14 protein-coding genes are annotated in these 16,782 nt (G+C 44.8%); 7 read left to right on the forward strand and 7 right to left on the reverse strand.

Annotated elements, in window-relative coordinates; translation table 11 throughout:
- Positions 1–582, reverse strand: a complete 582-nt coding sequence (locus tag ACXAGK_RS19100) for a hypothetical protein (protein WP_474857439.1) — start codon at positions 580–582, stop codon at positions 1–3.
- 242 nt (positions 583–824) lie between these two features.
- Here ACXAGK_RS19100 and ACXAGK_RS19105 point away from each other — a divergent pair, with 242 nt between their 5' ends.
- The gene (locus tag ACXAGK_RS19105; RefSeq protein ID WP_474804733.1) at positions 825–1,658 is read left to right on the forward strand and encodes a class II glutamine amidotransferase; all 834 of its coding nucleotides are present in this window, start codon (positions 825–827) and stop codon (positions 1,656–1,658) included.
- A 116-nt stretch (positions 1,659–1,774) separates the two neighbouring features.
- Here ACXAGK_RS19105 and ACXAGK_RS19110 read toward each other — a convergent pair whose 3' ends face one another.
- A complete protein-coding gene (locus tag ACXAGK_RS19110) occupies positions 1,775–2,779 on the reverse strand; it encodes a LysR family transcriptional regulator (RefSeq protein WP_474857440.1) in 1,005 nt (334 codons plus the stop codon).
- 227 nt (positions 2,780–3,006) lie between these two features.
- Between ACXAGK_RS19110 and ACXAGK_RS19115 the strand changes: the two genes are divergently transcribed.
- On the forward strand, positions 3,007–3,522 hold the full coding sequence (locus ACXAGK_RS19115; protein ID WP_474804738.1) for a lactoylglutathione lyase family protein: 516 nt from the start codon (positions 3,007–3,009) through the stop codon (positions 3,520–3,522).
- Positions 3,523–3,668: 146 nt separating this feature from the next.
- Here ACXAGK_RS19115 and ACXAGK_RS19120 read toward each other — a convergent pair whose 3' ends face one another.
- The 4 genes from ACXAGK_RS19120 to ACXAGK_RS19135 all read right to left on the reverse strand — a co-directional run bounded on the left by ACXAGK_RS19120 (position 3,669) and on the right by ACXAGK_RS19135 (position 8,584).
- Positions 3,669–4,310 (reverse strand): MBL fold metallo-hydrolase, encoded by a 642-nt coding sequence (locus ACXAGK_RS19120; protein ID WP_474857441.1) that lies wholly within the window; start codon positions 4,308–4,310, stop codon positions 3,669–3,671.
- Positions 4,311–4,313: 3 nt separating this feature from the next.
- Positions 4,314–5,726, reverse strand: a complete 1,413-nt coding sequence (locus ACXAGK_RS19125) for an APC family permease (RefSeq protein WP_474857442.1) — start codon at positions 5,724–5,726, stop codon at positions 4,314–4,316.
- Positions 5,723–7,423, reverse strand: coding sequence for an amidohydrolase (locus ACXAGK_RS19130; protein WP_474857443.1), 1,701 nt, complete (start codon positions 7,421–7,423; stop codon positions 5,723–5,725). The genes ACXAGK_RS19125 and ACXAGK_RS19130 overlap by 4 nt, the downstream gene beginning before the upstream one ends.
- A 120-nt stretch (positions 7,424–7,543) precedes the next feature.
- Positions 7,544–8,584, reverse strand: coding sequence for a serine/threonine dehydratase (locus ACXAGK_RS19135; RefSeq protein WP_474857444.1), 1,041 nt, complete (start codon positions 8,582–8,584; stop codon positions 7,544–7,546).
- Between the two features lie 205 nt (positions 8,585–8,789).
- On the opposite strand from ACXAGK_RS19135, the gene ACXAGK_RS19140 reads away from it, so the two are divergent.
- Together ACXAGK_RS19140 and ACXAGK_RS19145 are read left to right on the forward strand one after the other, a co-directional pair.
- Positions 8,790–11,768 carry a putative bifunctional diguanylate cyclase/phosphodiesterase gene (locus ACXAGK_RS19140; protein ID WP_474857445.1) on the forward strand — a complete coding sequence of 993 codons (2,979 nt, stop codon included), beginning with the start codon at positions 8,790–8,792 and terminating at the stop codon, positions 11,766–11,768.
- Between the two features lie 11 nt (positions 11,769–11,779).
- A complete protein-coding gene (locus ACXAGK_RS19145) occupies positions 11,780–12,154 on the forward strand; it encodes a PH domain-containing protein (protein ID WP_118492099.1) in 375 nt (124 codons plus the stop codon).
- An 86-nt stretch (positions 12,155–12,240) separates the two neighbouring features.
- Here the strand turns inward: ACXAGK_RS19145 and ACXAGK_RS19150 are convergent, their stop codons facing one another.
- A complete protein-coding gene (locus tag ACXAGK_RS19150) occupies positions 12,241–14,454 on the reverse strand; it encodes a S9 family peptidase (RefSeq protein ID WP_474857446.1) in 2,214 nt (737 codons plus the stop codon).
- A 70-nt stretch (positions 14,455–14,524) separates the two neighbouring features.
- Between ACXAGK_RS19150 and ACXAGK_RS19155 the strand changes: the two genes are divergently transcribed.
- From ACXAGK_RS19155 to ACXAGK_RS19165, 3 genes are all read left to right on the forward strand, one after another.
- Positions 14,525–15,148 carry an NAD(P)H-binding protein gene (locus tag ACXAGK_RS19155; protein ID WP_474857447.1) on the forward strand — a complete coding sequence of 208 codons (624 nt, stop codon included), beginning with the start codon at positions 14,525–14,527 and terminating at the stop codon, positions 15,146–15,148.
- A gap of 153 nt (positions 15,149–15,301) precedes the next feature.
- Entirely contained in the window at positions 15,302–16,090 is a 789-nt protein-coding gene (locus tag ACXAGK_RS19160) for a tRNA1(Val) (adenine(37)-N6)-methyltransferase (protein ID WP_474857486.1), read from the forward strand.
- Between the two features lie 13 nt (positions 16,091–16,103).
- Complete coding sequence (locus ACXAGK_RS19165) at positions 16,104–16,592, forward strand: YgjV family protein (protein WP_474857448.1); 489 nt, start codon at positions 16,104–16,106, stop codon at positions 16,590–16,592.
- Positions 16,593–16,782: the final 190 nt, after the last annotated feature.

Consider the following 16,782-nt stretch of genomic DNA (forward strand, 5'->3'; position numbering starts at 1 on the left):
TTAAATCAAGACCTGTATTGCTAGGTACTCTGCAACGGTTAAAAGAGCGATAGCGGTAAAGATGCGAAGTGGACGGTGAGAAAAGTAAATAAGTGCTATAAGCGTGAGCCAGACAGGTACTATCCACCACATAAGGTGTTGTGTTTTAACGTCTAAAGGCGTGTTATCAAAAACTGCAAAAGTGATAAGTGCGCTAGTAAATAAACCTAGAGGAAGCCCCAGTACAAGTGCTCCAATACTTTTTAGCCACCATTGTGGCGGATTAGCTTGACTACTTTGGTCGCGAGATAACGTAGATTTATTACCCCGTGGTGCGGTTAAAGGCTTCTCCCACCGTGTTATAAGAGGTACAAGGCTTAAACCAAGCATGCTAAGCGTGAAAGTCGTATAAATTGCTGCGGCTACTGAAAACGACTGGCTGAAACAAAAAGTGGCGACAGTACAGAGACTAATACAACCGATGATGGCTGTTTTAAATGAATAAGGGCGTGTTTTAAACCACTGTTGATTTGGGGTTCCAGCATACAAGACTGTACACGCTAACATGCAGAGGACTAAACCAAATGCAAATACAGTCGTCAACGTAAGCTCTCCTTTAGCTTTTATTTAATTTGCGGCAAGCAGCCTTAAAAAATCGCCAATAGGATATTCAACTAAAGTATATATGTAAATAGGAATAATTGTCATTTACATTAGTATTTTATTAAAAGGAGTGTTTAAAAAGTCTTTAATTATAAAATGCGGATTGCTCCTAATTGAGAATTGAACTAGCGCCAGCCCTTTATTATGCTGAACACTAATATTGTTAGAGGTCGTAAATTAACGTGTGTGAACTACTAGGCATGAGTGCCAATACCCCAACGGATTTGTGTTTTAGCTTTACGGGATTAACGCGCCGTGGTGGTGAAACAGGCCCGCATAAAGATGGCTGGGGCGTGGCATTTTATGAGGGGAAAGGCGTGCGTATGTTTCACGACCCTGAGCCTTGCGCCACGTCACCTATCGCCGACTTTGTTTCTAAGCTTCCTATAAAAAGTAAAAACGCCATTTGTCATATTCGGCAAGCTAACGTTGGTAACATTAACTTGGCGAACACGCATCCCTTTACACGTGAGCTTTGGGGGCGCTATTGGGTGTTTGCACACAACGGGCAATTGCCTAACTTTTCACGCCGAGCAGGTATTTATGAAGCGGTAGGGGATACAGACAGCGAAGAACTTTTCTGTGACATCATGAATAATGTTAGACAGAATTTACCTCGTGACGCCATGCCTAAACAGCTAGCTGAAACGCTTGTCGAATTGGCACAAGAGTATGCACAGCAAGGTGTATTCAACTGCTTACTGAGTAACGGCGACTGGCTGTTTACGTTCTGTAGTACAAAGTTAGCTAGCATTACCCGTAGAGCACCTTTTGGCCCGGCTTGCTTAAGTGATGTTGAAGTAGAAATTGATTTTGCAGCTGAAACCACGCCAAAGGATGTGGTAAGTATTATAGCTACCGAACCGCTAACTAATGATGAACAGTGGGATATATACGAGCGAGGCGAATGGAAGCTTTGGCAAGAGGGGGAAGTCATTGCCTCGGGTAAGGTGGATGTACCTGAACACAAAAAAGAAGCCGAGATGGTAGCGCCCGATCCTTCGCTTCACGACTAATCACGAATTGTGGGGTCAGAGTAACTTTACCGGCTTCGCACTTTAAAAGCCGGCGCTTAGTTGGTAATTCAGCGTAATAATGTACTCTGACCCCAAAACTCGGGTTACCCCAATATTTATCCCAATACTTGGCTGATGGCTTGTTTTACTGCTTGATAGCGGGCGGGGAGTGCGCTGTGGGGTGTTTGAACACTGTATAAGGGCTCGGTTACCTCGTTTTTTGCTTCGTAAACAGTAAGTTTGTCGGCAAATGGTACAAATTCTAGCGTGCTGGTTGGCAGCACGGTGTAACCTAACCCTTCGCTTACCGGCAGTAAAATTTGCGAAAGTTGATTGATATAGCCGGCGTGTGGCAGCTTATTTGGATTAACCTTGGCTAATTCAGGCTCTCCGCAATCGTTAAAGTAGCGCTGTAAGTAGTGCATGGCGTCTGGGTGATTAATAAGCCCTAAGTGGTTGATTACGGCTTTTAGCGTAATAGCGTCATCAGTTTTACTCTTTGCTCTTTCAGATACGCTTGTTATTTTTGTCTCCGTACCCGAATCAGGCATAAAATTCTGTGTATTTTCAGGAAAACCAGAAAGCTGTGTCGCAAGTGTATCAGGCAGGCTACGCGGTAGGATAAGCCCCAATGCTTCTTCGCCTAAATACTCGCTGTGTATATCTTCACTCTCTGGCTGGTTAGTCACAATGCCAAGCTCAAGGGTATTGTTTGCTATGCCTGATAAAATTGTGCGTCGAGGCGCGACTTCAACATGAATATTTAGCGCGTTATGCTGCTTTTGAAGTGCCAACAGGGCAGGATAAATACGCTGTGCGATAGCGCCTGAACAGGCCACGACACATTTTCCTTCAAAAGGAGCGTCGAGCTTTAAGCTGGCAATAAAGTCTTGTTCTTTTGTCTGTTGCTCTTTGGCGTATTGATAAACCCGCTGACCCTGCTCTGTAAGCTGAATCCCTTTGCCTAAACGAACCACCAATTCGCACTGACATACTTCCTCTAGCTTTTTCAGATGCTGACTTACTCCTGGCTGCGTCATAAAACGTTGCTCAGCGGTGCGAGTGAAGTTGCCTGTTTCTACTAGAGTAATAAAGGTGTCTAGCCAAATAGGGTTAATCATTTTGGTATAACCTAAATTTATCAAATTAAGAAAATATCATAATTTCAAGTTTTTTCATTGTCTAGCTACTATGTATCCATATTCACTTAAGCGCTATTTTCGATTAGCTGTATGATTGATGTTTTGGATAACTGGTACAAGAGAACGCCATCTATCCAAACACAGAGATAAACAACTAATTAGCCGCTTAAGCCGTTTTGACAACTTGCACTACAAAGGAGTAAGTGATGACTGAAGCAGTAAAAACACCGTATCCGCGTACGTTTTCCCATATCGGTATTTCGGTACCCGATTTAGAAGCCGCCGTGAAGTTTTACACCGAAGTACTTGGCTGGTACCTCATCATGAAGCCAACCGAAATTATTGAAGACGATTCGGCCATTGGTGAAATGTGTACCGACGTATTCGGTGCAGGTTGGGGTAAATTCCGCATTGCGCACCTCTCAACGGGTGATCGCGTAGGCGTTGAAATCTTTGAATTCAGCAACCAAGAAAATCCTGAGAACAACTTCGAGTACTGGAAAACCGGTATCTTCCACTTCTGTGTTCAAGACCCAGACGTAGAAGGTTTAGCTGAGAAGATTGTTGCCGCTGGCGGTAAAAAACGTATGAAGGCGCCGCGTTATTACTATCCTGGTGAAAAGCCTTACCGCATGATTTACATGGAAGACCCGTTTGGCAACATCCTTGAAATTTATAGCCACAGCTATGAGTTGCACTATGCAAGCGGCGCTTACGAGTAAACGTTAGTTAATAATGCTTTATAGGCATTGCGTTAAGCAAATGCATAGCTAGCTTTAAATAAGCGAAAGGCGAGGGCGAAATAAGCAAAAGCTTATTCAACGCACCTCGCCTTTTTGTTCTTTAACTACTCTTGAAACGTGAGATTTTATCCGAATTGACCTGATACATAAGGGTTGGACGCCTTTTCTGTGCCTACCGTTGTAGTAGGGCCATGTCCAGGGTAAATCGTCATATCATCAGGTAACACCATAATTTTTTGCTTAATAGAGTCGATAAGCTGCTGATGATTTCCTTGCGGAAAATCAGTTCTGCCAATAGAGCCCGCGAAAATTACATCCCCCACAATAACCCGGTTGCTTGAACGCTCTACCAACACCACATGTCCAGGCGTATGACCGGGGCAATGCAATACTTCCAACGTTAAGCTGCCTACTGAAATGGTGTCGTTATCATTTAACCACTCATTGGGAGCAAAAGGCTGCGCGGGCGGAAAGCCAAACATCTGGCTTTGCTGCATGAGGGCATCTAGCCAGAACTTGTCGCCTATGTGAGGGCCAACAATGGGCACACCGTAGTGCTCGGCAACGGCGACTGTACCGCCAACGTGGTCGAGATGACCGTGAGTCAGTATGATTTTTTCTATACTCACGCCTTTATTTGTAGCAGCTTCAATAAGTTTTTCAATATCACCGCCAGGGTCCACAAACGCGCCTTTGTTAGTCGTTGGATCCCAAATTAACGAGCAGTTTTGGGCAAAGGGCGTAACCGGTATAACTTGAATTTCCACTGTTTAACCTTTTGATTTTTTGTTGCTTGGAGCGAGATGAAAAAGCGCAAAATAGAGCAGTGCGCCAATCGCTAATTCACCTAATAAAAATAACCATGCGTTAGTTGACGATTGTGCAATAGACCATGCACAAACCGCTAATGCAGCAAAGGGTATCAAACGTTTTAATGGGTTTATAGCGTTAGCGGACGAGCCTGCAGTACGGTCAGAGTTTCGCCCATGTTCATCATGGAGCGACGCGCTTTGCGAAGCTCTCTCCTGTGAAGAACCCCCTCGTAAAAAAGCTCTCTGCGCTTTTATTAACACGACAACACACATTGCATATACCACAAGCCGCGCCAGCACGCTTGAAATTGCTAGCCATACAAAACTGCCGGTAAGCGCCATGGTACTGGCGAAAATCCCCAATATTGTTATGGAAAAGGCTGGGGTAGCAAAGGTCGAGTGAACTTCACCTAGCTTATTACCTAGTCTACCGGGAATAAGAGACTGCTGCGCCATAGAGAACGTAAGCCGAGAGGTAGATATCATGTTCGCCAATAGGTTACCGGCAACCGACACCACGGCGGTAAGCGTCATTATCAGCGCTCCGGTTTCTCCAAATATCACATTAGCAAGGGCAATAAGTGGTGCGCTATCCGGCTTGGCAGGCCCTACGGTGTGCCAATAAAGCCACTGCACGCAAAAGTAAAAGATGGCAATGCCTGAAACCGTAAGCATCAACGCCCGAGGAATGGTCTTTTTCGGTGAATTAGTCTCGCCGCTGGTCACCACTACCGTCTCAAAGCCAATAAAGGCGTAAAGCGTAAGTAAAGCACCCGCTGATATAGTGTCGAATGCAGGGACAACAGTAGCCGAAGATCTCGTCAGCTCAGTAGAGAAGTCGAGCTGCCAATAACCCACAACAATAAGCGCTACAAAAGGCACGAGTTTTAGCACTGATATAGTATCTAGCGAACGCATAGCGGCCTTAAGACCAACAATATTTACTACAATTAATGCTGCTGTCAGCCCTATGATTGCATATGATTTTCCTGCGCCTGTATTAAGCTCGGGCCACATATAGCCTGCGTAAAGTAACAGAACGTGCATATTAGCGGCAATTGCCGTAGCTCTAGCCAAGTAATAAACAAACCCCGTCTGAAACGCGGCTGCATTACCAAAGCCTTTTTGGGCATAAATGACTGGCCCGCCAGTTTCTTGATAGCGTACCGCTAACTGTCCAAAACACCAGACGATGGCCAGCATAAGTGCGCCAAAGATCAAAAAGATGTAGGGGCTGAAAGCACCAAGCTCTGCTGCCATTTTAGCGGGCAGTGCAAAAATGCCTGCCCCAATGAGCCCATTTAATACCAAAAGGGCAGCGCCAATGCCGCCAATTCCTTTGGTTAAAAGACTTTTGTTTTCGCTACTCATTTAGAGAAAACTTCTTCTCCAGCCACATAGGTGGCGTGAACTTCGGTTTTCCAAATGTCTTTAGCGTCTATGCTGAAAATATCTTGGTCTACCAAAATGAAATCAGCCCACTTTCCTGGGGTTAACGTACCTAAAGTATCTTCCATATGCCCTGCGTAGGCTGCATCTAAAGTAAACCCCTTGAAGGCCTGCTCAATGGTTAAGGCTTCGTGGGCATACCAGCCTTTTACCGGTTGGTTGTTTCTGTCTTGACGTGTAACCGCAGCGTGAAGACCATAAAACGGGTTAGCAAGCTCTACAGGAAAATCTGAACCTAAGGGTAGGGCAATGCCTGAATCAAGTAGCGTTTTCCATGCATAAGCGCCTTTCATACGGTCTTTGCCTAAACGATCTTCCGCCATGTTTTTATCGCTGGTGGCGTGAGTAGGCTGCATAGAAGGTAATACCTTTAGCGACGCAAAGCGGGCTAGGTCGTCAGGCGCTATAACTTGCGCGTGTTCTATGCGGTTGCGCAACTCGCTGCCGCCAATATTTTTGAACGTGGTTTCAAACTCGTTTAGCGCAACATGATTCGCCTTATCGCCAATAGCGTGATAGTTAAGCTGGAAGCCCGCACCAATAACCGTGGTGAAAAGTTGGGTCATATCTTCTGGTTGAGTTAACAGCAATCCATGTTGATGGGGCGCATCTGAGTACGGTTCGAGTAATGCTGCACCCCGACTACCTAGCGCACCATCGCCATAGGCTTTCACTGAGCGAATATACAAAAAGTCGTCTTCATCACGAATTGCACCGTTGCTCAACATGGTTGAAAGTTCAGGGTCAGTCGCACTCACCATTGCATAAATACGTACAGGTAAGTCGCCTTCTACCGCTTCTTTTAAATAGAAGTCGTAAACGTCTCTGCCCACACCAGCATCGTGCATTGACGTAATGCCATTTGCTAGTAAGTGCTCACCAGCGGCATTCAATTGCTGCTCGTATATCGCGTTACTGGCTTTCGGTAAGTATTCTTCAATTAACAGTGATGCGTTATCGATGAATACACCAGTAGGTTGGCCGTTAGCATCCTTAATAATTTCACCGCCAACAGGTGACTGGGTGTCTTTTGTGATGCCAGCTAGCTCCATAGCTTTTGTGTTAACCCACGCCGCATGACCGTCCACTCGAGTAAGCATTACAGGTTTATCTGAAACAACTTTGTCCAAATCAGCAGCTGTTGGAAACGCTCTGTCAGACCATAATTCTTGGTTCCAGCCGCGCCCGGTAATCCAAGCTTGTTGTCCGTTTGCAAAAGCGTATTCGGCAACCATTTTAGCTGCGTCTTGGGCACTTGTACTTTCTCGCAAGTTTACTTCTAGTAAGTTTTCCCCTAGGCCGAGAAGGTGACCATGAGCGTCGATAAGACCAGGCAGCATGACTTTACCTTCGCCGTCTATGGTGTCATCAACAGAGGTTTTACCTTTATCTACATCTAGTGCAACGACCTTACCTTCGTCCAAGAGAAGGTTTTTAAAAGTAGTGAGTTCACCCTTTTCATTTAAGGTGTAGCCTTTTACGTTCTCAACCAGGGTGGCTGCCTCAACACTAAGCGCAGTGGTCGTGGCGGCCAGTGTTGCCGCTGTGGCAAATGTTGCTGCGAGTAGTTTTGAAAGCGAATGCTTTTTAAATGTCAGCGTAGACAATGTAGAGTTCATATTGAGTTTCTGCCTGTTTGTTTTTCTATTCTTAGTATTAAATCGTACTATTCGCTTAAGTTCTCTTTAAAACGAAAAAAGCGAAATACCGCTTTGCTGAGTCTGAGCTTTGACCTGCGACTATGCCTCAGCGTCTTTAAGTTCTTCTAATTCGTCAGCGTCTTCAAAGCCCAGGATAGGAGGCTGCAATAAAAAGTCTCTTTCCCAAATTTTTGCCATATTCGATTGGCTAATGTTGCCACCACTTAATATTACAAGAGCGGTTTGCCCAGGAGGAGTGTTCGCTGCCCAAGCTGCTACAGCGGCCATCGTCATTGCACATGTTGGCTCTATATGAAGCTTTAGTAGGTGGTGCAACCATTGCGTCCAGTAAGCAATTTGTAGCTCGTCTACTTCATAAAAGTCATCAAGCTCTTGCAGTATAGGAAAGGTTACATCGCCCACTGAAGGGGTGGCTGCGCCATCAGCTAGGGTATTTGGCGTATGCTGCAACGATACTATCTCGCCCGCCTGTAGCGACATGGATGCGTCGTTTGCCTCAGCGGGTTCTGCGCCGATAACCAAAGCATCGGGCTGCAATTCACGGCTAGCCAGCAAGGTACCAGATAGCAGACCGCCACCGCCGCAGGGCGCAAAAACGGCGTCCACATCACCTATTTCATTCAACGCTTCTAATGCCACTGTGCCTTGCCCCGCCACGATATCCTCATGATTGAACGGCGGTATCCATACAGTGTCTGGTGCTTTTGATGCTTGCTCAACCGCTGCGTCGGCCTCTGGGCGAGTAGGATACAACTTTAATTCTGCGCCATAGCTTTGCGTTGCCGCAGCTTTAATTGGCGAAATGGTCTCGCTCGCGAAAATCGTAGCGCTACAACCGAAATGTGCGGCTGCATAAGCAACAGCTTGAGCGTGATTTCCAGAGCTATTGGCAACCACATGTTTTGGTAGGCGGCCTTCCTCTTTCAAACGTGCCAGAAAATTCATTGCGCCGCGAATTTTGAATGCCCCAATGGTTTGTAAGCATTCTGCTTTAAACAAAATGCGGTTGCCCATCCATTTATTCAGTAACGAAGATTCTAATATTGGTGTTTTCTTTACGTCGTTCTTTATCCGTTCATAGGCTTGTTTTATATCTTCAAAATTTGGGGAGTTACTCATTAAGAAACGCTCTTTTAATTGTGTGTTTTTTACGCGTTAAAGTAAGCATGCCCTTTTTCGCGCTAAAGAAAAAAATTAAATCTATACACTGCCAGATACTTTTCAATTACGCCAGTGTGCTGAAACTTTATCGTGTATAAGGCAATTCATATTTATTTCATAATTCTACTTTAGTCTAACTGCGCCAGTTTCCGGAGGTAGGCACATGTTAAGCAAACTCAATCATCGTATTTACGCCTTACCAACGGTTTTGTTTCTCTTTCTCACTTTACTATTCGTTTCTGCGGGCGTTTTTATTCAAAACGACGAACGCGAAGCACGTATTTCTAAAGCCCAGTCAGTAGCAGAGCAGGTAAAGATAAGCCTAGAGGTATTCTCGAGTGAACGCATTCAAGCGCTGCATAACCTGATGCAAAACTGGCCCACCTTTGAGCCAAACCAAGTAGACTGGTTTAACGCGCAGGCCCTGTCATTGATGGGTATGCAGCGTGGTTTTTCATCGCTGGTGTTTGTTGATGCTAATGGGAAGATAGCGTGGGTGGCCACGCCATCTTCCGGTATTAAAACCCGCATAGACAACAGCTTAGTTGGTAAGCCTATAGAAGCGTTGGGCCTGAACATATCGCGCTTTTCTGAGGACTTGGAAAGCACGCTTTTGTATTCAGATACCGTAAAACACCACTTTATCATTATGGGTAGATCGATAAGCCCTCAGGAGCCTGAACATGGCTTTCTAGTGGCGAGTTTTGATGTCCAAACTATTCTAGGCGTGATGTTAGGCGAGTTAGTGGGGCCGCAGTTTAATTTTCAGCTCAAAGCCGACAATCAAACCTTATTTCAAAGCGGAGAATTAGTACAAGATGGCACTATTGTGCCGCTTGCACCCTTTACATTTCTAGAGCGGGACTTCCTTCTTACCATGCAGTCCCAGCTTAGCCCTTACAACGCAGGGCTTTTGATTATGCTAACGGGCTTATTAATGTCAGCGCTGGTTAGCTATGTACTACACAAACAATTAAAGGGTGCCGTCAGTTTATCGCTTAGCCATCAGCGTTACTTAACAGCCAGCGAAGCTTCTTTAGATGCTTTGCTTATTTACCAACCTACTGAAGGCGATTTTTCACTCGTTGAAGCCAATTCATATACCCGTTATCTATTTCGTGGGGCGTGTGACGTACTGCGAAACATGACGTTGGCGGAGCAAATGCGGTATCTAGGATTGGGTAACGAATTCATAAATGCGCAAAACGTATATAAAGATGGCGTACCTTATGAGTCGCATATCGCTATTGAAAATGATCAAGTTAGCCCAGAATGGATAAAAGTTCAGGTGGTAAAGGCGGGGGAAAATATCGCCTTAACAATTAGGGATGTTACCGAGCGTTTTCGGGCCCAAAATGATCTTAAACGCAGCGAGGAAAAATACCGTCGCTTAGTTGATGGTATGCACCGTCACTTTGTTTACACCAAAACCGTCGAGCATAACTTTATGTATGTGAGCGCGGGTATTGAAAAAATTTTAGGGTTTAGCGCCGAAGACTTCTGTGCGAACGAGTCGAGATACGTACGACAAGTACCTGACGAGACCTTTGAAATACGCCAAACCATTGCCCGTGGCGAAAAGCCCGAGCCTTATGTTGTGCATTATCAAGGCAAAGTAGGCGAGCCATTAGCCATTGAGTTCTCAGACACCCCTATCCTCGACGAGCAAGGACTACTGGTTGCCGTTGAAGGCATTGCCCGCGATGTGACGAAAGAGCTAGCGCTGCAGGAAGAAGTGTATTTTCAAGCAAACCATGACCAGTTAACCGGGTTGTTTAATCGCTACGCGTTTGATGAAAAACTGCGAGAGATCCTTGATGAAACGCATAAAGAAGCTGTTCAGCACAGTAGCCAAGAGGCGTTACACCAAGTTGGTTTTAAAAAAGTGGCAAACATTAGCTCGCCTCGCGCTTACCACAAGCAAAGCGTGATGTGCTTTATCGATATGGACCGTTTCAAATTGGTTAATGATAGCTGTGGTCACCCCGCGGGCGACAAGCTTTTAAAAGAGATATCTACAATATTCAGACAATACGTAAACGGCCAAGACTTGCTTGCCCGAATAGGCGGGGATGAATTCTGCATTATATTTCGCAATCAAAGTTTGGATGAGGTAACAAACCGCCTAGACAAGTTATTGGTGGCGATTTCAAATTATCGTTTTGTTTATGACGACAAGTTATTCTTTGTAGGCGCAAGTATCGGCGTTATCGAAATCAATGAAAGTACACAAAGTGCAGAAGCATTGATTAAAGCTGCAGACAATGCGTGTTACAAAGCCAAACACCTAGGTCGAAACCGTTACTTTGTATTTCATGATAACGACTCGCAAATGGCCATTGACGACAGCGAAAATCAGGTTCTACATGCTTTACACCACGCGTTACAAAACGATGGTTTTGAGTTGTATAGCCAAGCTATTATGCCACTTAACGTGCCTAGCCAAGATAAGGCCGCCCAATTACAGCATTACGAAATTCTGCTGCGTCTACATGCAAAAGACAGCGGCCTTATTAGCCCGGGGCTTTTCATCCCGCTAGCAGAGCGCCACGGATTAATGAACAAAGTGGATATGTGGGTGGTAGATAACACCCTTAAAACTCTTGAGAGTAACCCAGCTCATATTGATAACGTTGGTAAAGTTGCGATTAATTTATCTGGGATTACACTGGGCGATGAAATGGCGCTTCACAACATTACGAAGCGTATGCAAAGTACCTCTGTGCCAGCTGAGAAGATTTGCTTTGAAATAACAGAAACAACGGCGGTAACTAACTTAAGTGCAGCTAAGCATTTCATTTCTACCTTACGGGCCCTCGGCTGCAGCTTCGCTTTAGATGACTTTGGTGCAGGTATGTCCTCGTTCACCTACCTTAAAAACCTTGATGTTGATTACGTTAAGATTGATGGTTCTTTTGTGCGAAACATTGTTCACGATCCAATTGATCATGCTACAGTTACTGCGATTAATAATATTGCGCACAGTATGGGTAAACAAACGGTAGCTGAGTTTGTGGTCGATAACGCGACCGCAGAGGTCTTACAAGAGCTTAAAGTGGACTATGGTCAAGGCTTTGCTTTAGATAAACCTAAACCGCTGGCGCATAGAGTTCAATGGCGAGTTAAACTTGCCTCTGCCTAAAGGAAATGATTATGGGTTTATTTGATACCATCATGGGTAATGCAAGCGAGACAAGCGCTTCGGACGTACAAGAAGAGCTTACGCCTATACTTGCTGCTAACGAAACCGTTACCTCTGCGTTTAAGCTAGTGCGCGATTTAAGCGTATTTACAAACAAACGCTTGATCCTTATCGATAAGCAAGGCCTTACCGGGCGCAAAGTGAACTATCATTCAATACCTTATAAATCTATCACGCAGTTTATCGTTGAGACGGCAGGGCACTTTGATACTGACGCCGAGCTTAAAATTTGGTTGTCGGGTAAAGCTGACCCTGTTGAAATTGAGTTAAGTGCATCGTCTGCTCAGGCGGTACAGCAAAATCTAGCAACCCAGATGTTTAGCTAGTAAGAATCAAAAAGACCAAATAAAAAAGCGATGCTTTCACAAGCATCGCTTTTTGTTTATTACAACTTGCCTAGGCCCTAACCCGATTAGTCTTTCAAGTTACGGTTAAAGAAGTTAGTAATCGTTTTGTATAAGTGAATGCCCGTTTGCTTACCACGGATACTGTGCTTCTTACCTGGGTAATCCATGGTTTCAAATGGAATCGCCAAATCTTGAAGGTGCTTGTATAGCATGGTCGAGTGCGTAAACAATACGTTGTCATCTGCCATGCCGTGGTAAATCAAAAGGTCGCCTTTCAAGTCTTTTGCGTAAGGGAATACTGAAGATGCTGTGTAGGCATCATCATCTGTATTAGGGTTACCCATATAGCGCTCGGTGTAATGAGTATCGTACAAGCGCCAGTCGGTTACCGGCGCACCTGAGACACCCGCTGCGAAGTAGTCGCCCGCTTTGAACATAGTCATAAGCGTCATGTAGCCGCCATAGCTGTGGCCATGAACACCAATACGTTTAGCATCAACATAAGGAAGTGTGCGCAAGAACTCTACGCCCGCAACCTGATCGTCTACTTCAATAAAGCCCATTTTTTTGTAAATAGGATCTTCAAAGCTTTTACCGCGATAGTTAGAGCCACGGTTATCTAACGTGAATACTACGTAACCTTGGTCAACCCAGTGTTGGAACAGCAAACCACGGTTACCCGCCCAGCTGTTTGTTACCACTTGTGCGTGTGGACCGCCGTAAAGGTAAACAATAACAGGGTGCTTCTGTTTAGGGTTTTGCTTAGCGCTGTCTGGCGTGTAGATGCGATACTTAAGCGTTGCGCCATCCTTAGTGGTAATGTCACCAAACTCAGGTGCCGTCCAGCTGTCCATATAAGCGTGTAGCGGGTGGCCTTCTTCAACCTTATTTTCTTCAAGCCAAGTAATTCGCTCGCCGTTTGCACTGTTTAAGCTTACCTGTGCAGGGGAATTGATAGTTGAAAAACGGTCAATAAAAATTGAAGCATCTTTGCTAAACGCAGCACTATGATACGCGCCTAACTCAGTTACGCGTGAAATCTCGCCGCCATCTAAAGGTACGCTGTAAACATGACTTTCTAGCGGCGTATCTTTGCGACCAGAGAAATACAAACGGTTGTTCGCGGTATCAATAGCTTCAACACTGTCAACAACCCAATCACCTTTGGTTAATTGCTTAACTAACTTGCCGTTGTTGTCGAAAAGGTAAAGGTGTTTAAAACCGTCGCGCTCAGACGCCCAAATAAATTGACCTTTTTCTTTTAGAAAGTAAAGGTCGTCGTGCAGATTTACCCAGGTATCGCTTGTTTCTGTAAGCAGTACGTTTTCTTTTTTACTGTTAAGGTCGAACGCGCGAAGCTCTAAGGTTTGCTGATCTCGCGTTTGCCATTGGTAAGTAAAGGTAGTGCTCTTTGGCATCCACTTACCGCGAGCAAAATAAATGTCTTTATCTTTACCTAAATCAACCCAAGTGCGTTCCCCTGAGTTGATGTCTTGAATAGCAAGTTCCACTAACACGTTTGGTGTGCCCGCTTTCGGGTATTTCTGTTCGATAAGCTTGATGTCGTCAGCATAGATTTCAGAGCGAGTAATTACATCTACCGGGCTTTCATCAACTTTGGTGAAGGCAATTTTACTTTCATCTGGCGACCACCAGTATCCGGTCATGCGGCCCATTTCTTCTTGGGCTACAAACTCAGCCATACCAAATTTCAGGTTGCCACCGCCTTCTCTTGTAATTGCTGTCTCTTTTCCTGACTCTATGTGTTTAACATAAAGGTTCTGGTCGCGAATAAACGAAATGTAGTTACCTTTTGGCGATAATTTAATATCGGTTTCAAATGCTTCGGTATCTAGAAGCTGTTTTGCGCCTTTTTCACCTAGCTTGTGATAGAAAACGTCTCCGCCCAGCGGGAACAACAATGCTTTACCATCGTCGGACCATTGGTAGCTAACGATGCCGCTACCAGATAAGCGCATACGCTCACGTCGCGCTTTTTCTTCATCAGACAGGACTTCTTCGCCGCTTTGAAGGTCGTTTGAGTCGAACAGCATGCGAGTTTGACCGCTTTCAATATGGTATTCCCATAGATCTAGGCGTTCGTAGTCAGTTTGTTTGCCTTTAAGAAATGTAACGCGTTGACCGTCCGGGGATACTTTCAATGAACGGGGTGCATTGCCATCAAGTGAAGGAGAAGAGAAAATGCGCTCAATAGTGAGCGTTTCAGCGTTTAAAGCAGTAGAGAGCATAGCGGCTCCAATTAAAAGGGCTTTTTTCATTTTTATCTGCATATTTGACTGTCGAAGGTTTGATTGTAGTTATATCAATTTATGATACAAGGTGCGACGTATGAAATCCGCAATGGTGCTAGGAGCGACAGGTTTAGTAGGACGAACGCTTGTAAATATGCTGTTACAGGACAGACGATACAATGAAGTAACCTGCTTAGTCAGAAAACCGCTTTCTTCTAGCATGTTTAATGACCCCTACAACAGACTAAAGCCTGTGGTTATCGACTTTGACAACCTGCAAGACTACCAAGGTTACTTCAGTGTAAACCATGTTTATTGCTGCCTGGGTACTACGCTTAAAAAGGCGGGGTCTAAGCAAGCCTTTCGCCGTGTCGACTTCGAGTACGTTCACGTAGCGGCGCAGCTTACCCGCGCTCAACGCGCAGACAGTTTTGTATGGATATCTTCAGTTGGCGCTGATGCTAAAAGCAGTAACTTTTACTTGCGGGTGAAAGGAGAACTGGAGAACGCCATTATGCGTATGCCGCAATTACCCCATGCCTCGGCAGTTCGACCTTCATTGCTACTGGGTGAGCGCAATGAATCGCGAACGCTAGAAGACATAGCGCAGAAAACGGCGCCTATATGGCAAAGCATAATGAAAGGCCCGTTAAAAAAGTACCGACCTGTTCATGCCGTGGATGTGGCCAGAAATATGATGTCGCTTCAGCGCTGGAAATAGACCCGGGGGATGAGCGTGTACAATATATGTCACCAGCTTAACGTGAAGCGCAACCGAACTTGGTATAGAATGCGCGCTTTTTAATGCACCAGGTAATATGACTTCCCCATGTTCCGCTGTAAACAATTCACCGTAGCGCAAGATAAATGCGCCATGAAAGTGAACACCGACAGCCTAATTCTAGGAAGTTGGGCTAAGCATCGTGCTGACATTAGCCGCGCCCCGCGTATTTTAGATATTGGTACCGGCAGTGGCATTTTAGCCCTAATGATGGCGCAAAAAGCCGAAAGCTTTTTTCCGTTAAATCATAACAATGATGCACCTCAAGTCGAGGCTATCAAAATCGATGCCATCGAAATTGATAAGGATGCAGCGGCGCAGGCAGCAATTAACTTTGAAAATTCAAAGTGGGCAGGGCAGCTACATATCCACAACTGCGATTTGGCGGGGTTTGAACCAGCCTATTTGTATGACACCATCATTTCCAACCCGCCGTATTTCGAATCGCCAGCGAAACTTTCTAATGCATACAGTAAGCAAAGCTACAATCGTTCAGTAGCAAGGCAAACATCTACATTAAGCCCCGACGAGCTTTTTAGCGCTAGCAGTGCATTTTTGATAGAAAGTGGACAAATGTACTGCGTTTACCCTGCGTCGATGGAAACTGACATTATCAAAACCGCCGCTGGTCATGGCTTATTGCTGGAAGCGATGCTTTATGTAAAGCATACATCGGATAAAGACCCTTACCTTTGTGCATTTCGCTTTAACAAAGTAATGAAGAATGCTGACGGCGGACATGCAGATTGCACTGCGTATGCAGACCATCAGCTTTTTAACACAACAGTTACGAATGAAAATGCGCTGGTTATTAGAGACCATGAGGGGAATTACACAAATGAATATAAAGCCCTTTGTCAGCCTTTTTACCTAAAATTTTAATGAGCTTATATAAATGAATATAGTTGCAGAAGGTTTTGGCGCGATAGCCGTTGTTTTAAATTTTATTGGGTATCGCCAAACCAATGTCGACAAATATTTGCTTATTTCAGCGTTTGCTTTGAGTGCATTAAGCGCTCATTTTTTTATGTTGGACGCTATGGCCGCTGGCATTGGTACATTGCTCGCAAGCGTGCGTAACTTTATTGCTATTAAACACAGAAGCAATGCTATTTTGTTTTTCTTCGTAGCAGTGAATCTTGGCTTTCTCGCCTATGAATGGTTTGTGTTAGAGCACAGTTGGATAATTTTTATTGCCTATGCGTCGTCACTTATTTTTACCGTAGGTTCATTGGTTATCAGAAACACACATACCATCAGAAAAGTGTTTCTAGCGGCTGAAACATTAGGGCTGTTATACGCTTTATCCGTAGGCAGTATTTTCGGTACTGTTTTCAATATCAGTAACTTGATCAGTATTTTAAGTAAGCTTAGAAAGCCTTAATACTATTCTTACCGCACTTATCTAATCAATTAGTCTAATTTAGCTCACTTTTAGCTCAAAAAATGGGCTGTTCTGGGTTTTAAAAACGCCTGATAGCACTCCTCCAAACGGTCAGGTTTTGGTATATCAATCTGCTCTAAGCCTTGTTTTTAAAGGCTTATACCAAAGTTTAATGAGCTAAAGTCCAATT

The sequence above is a fragment of the Alteromonas sp. ABM1_013 genome, from assembly GCF_056160505.1.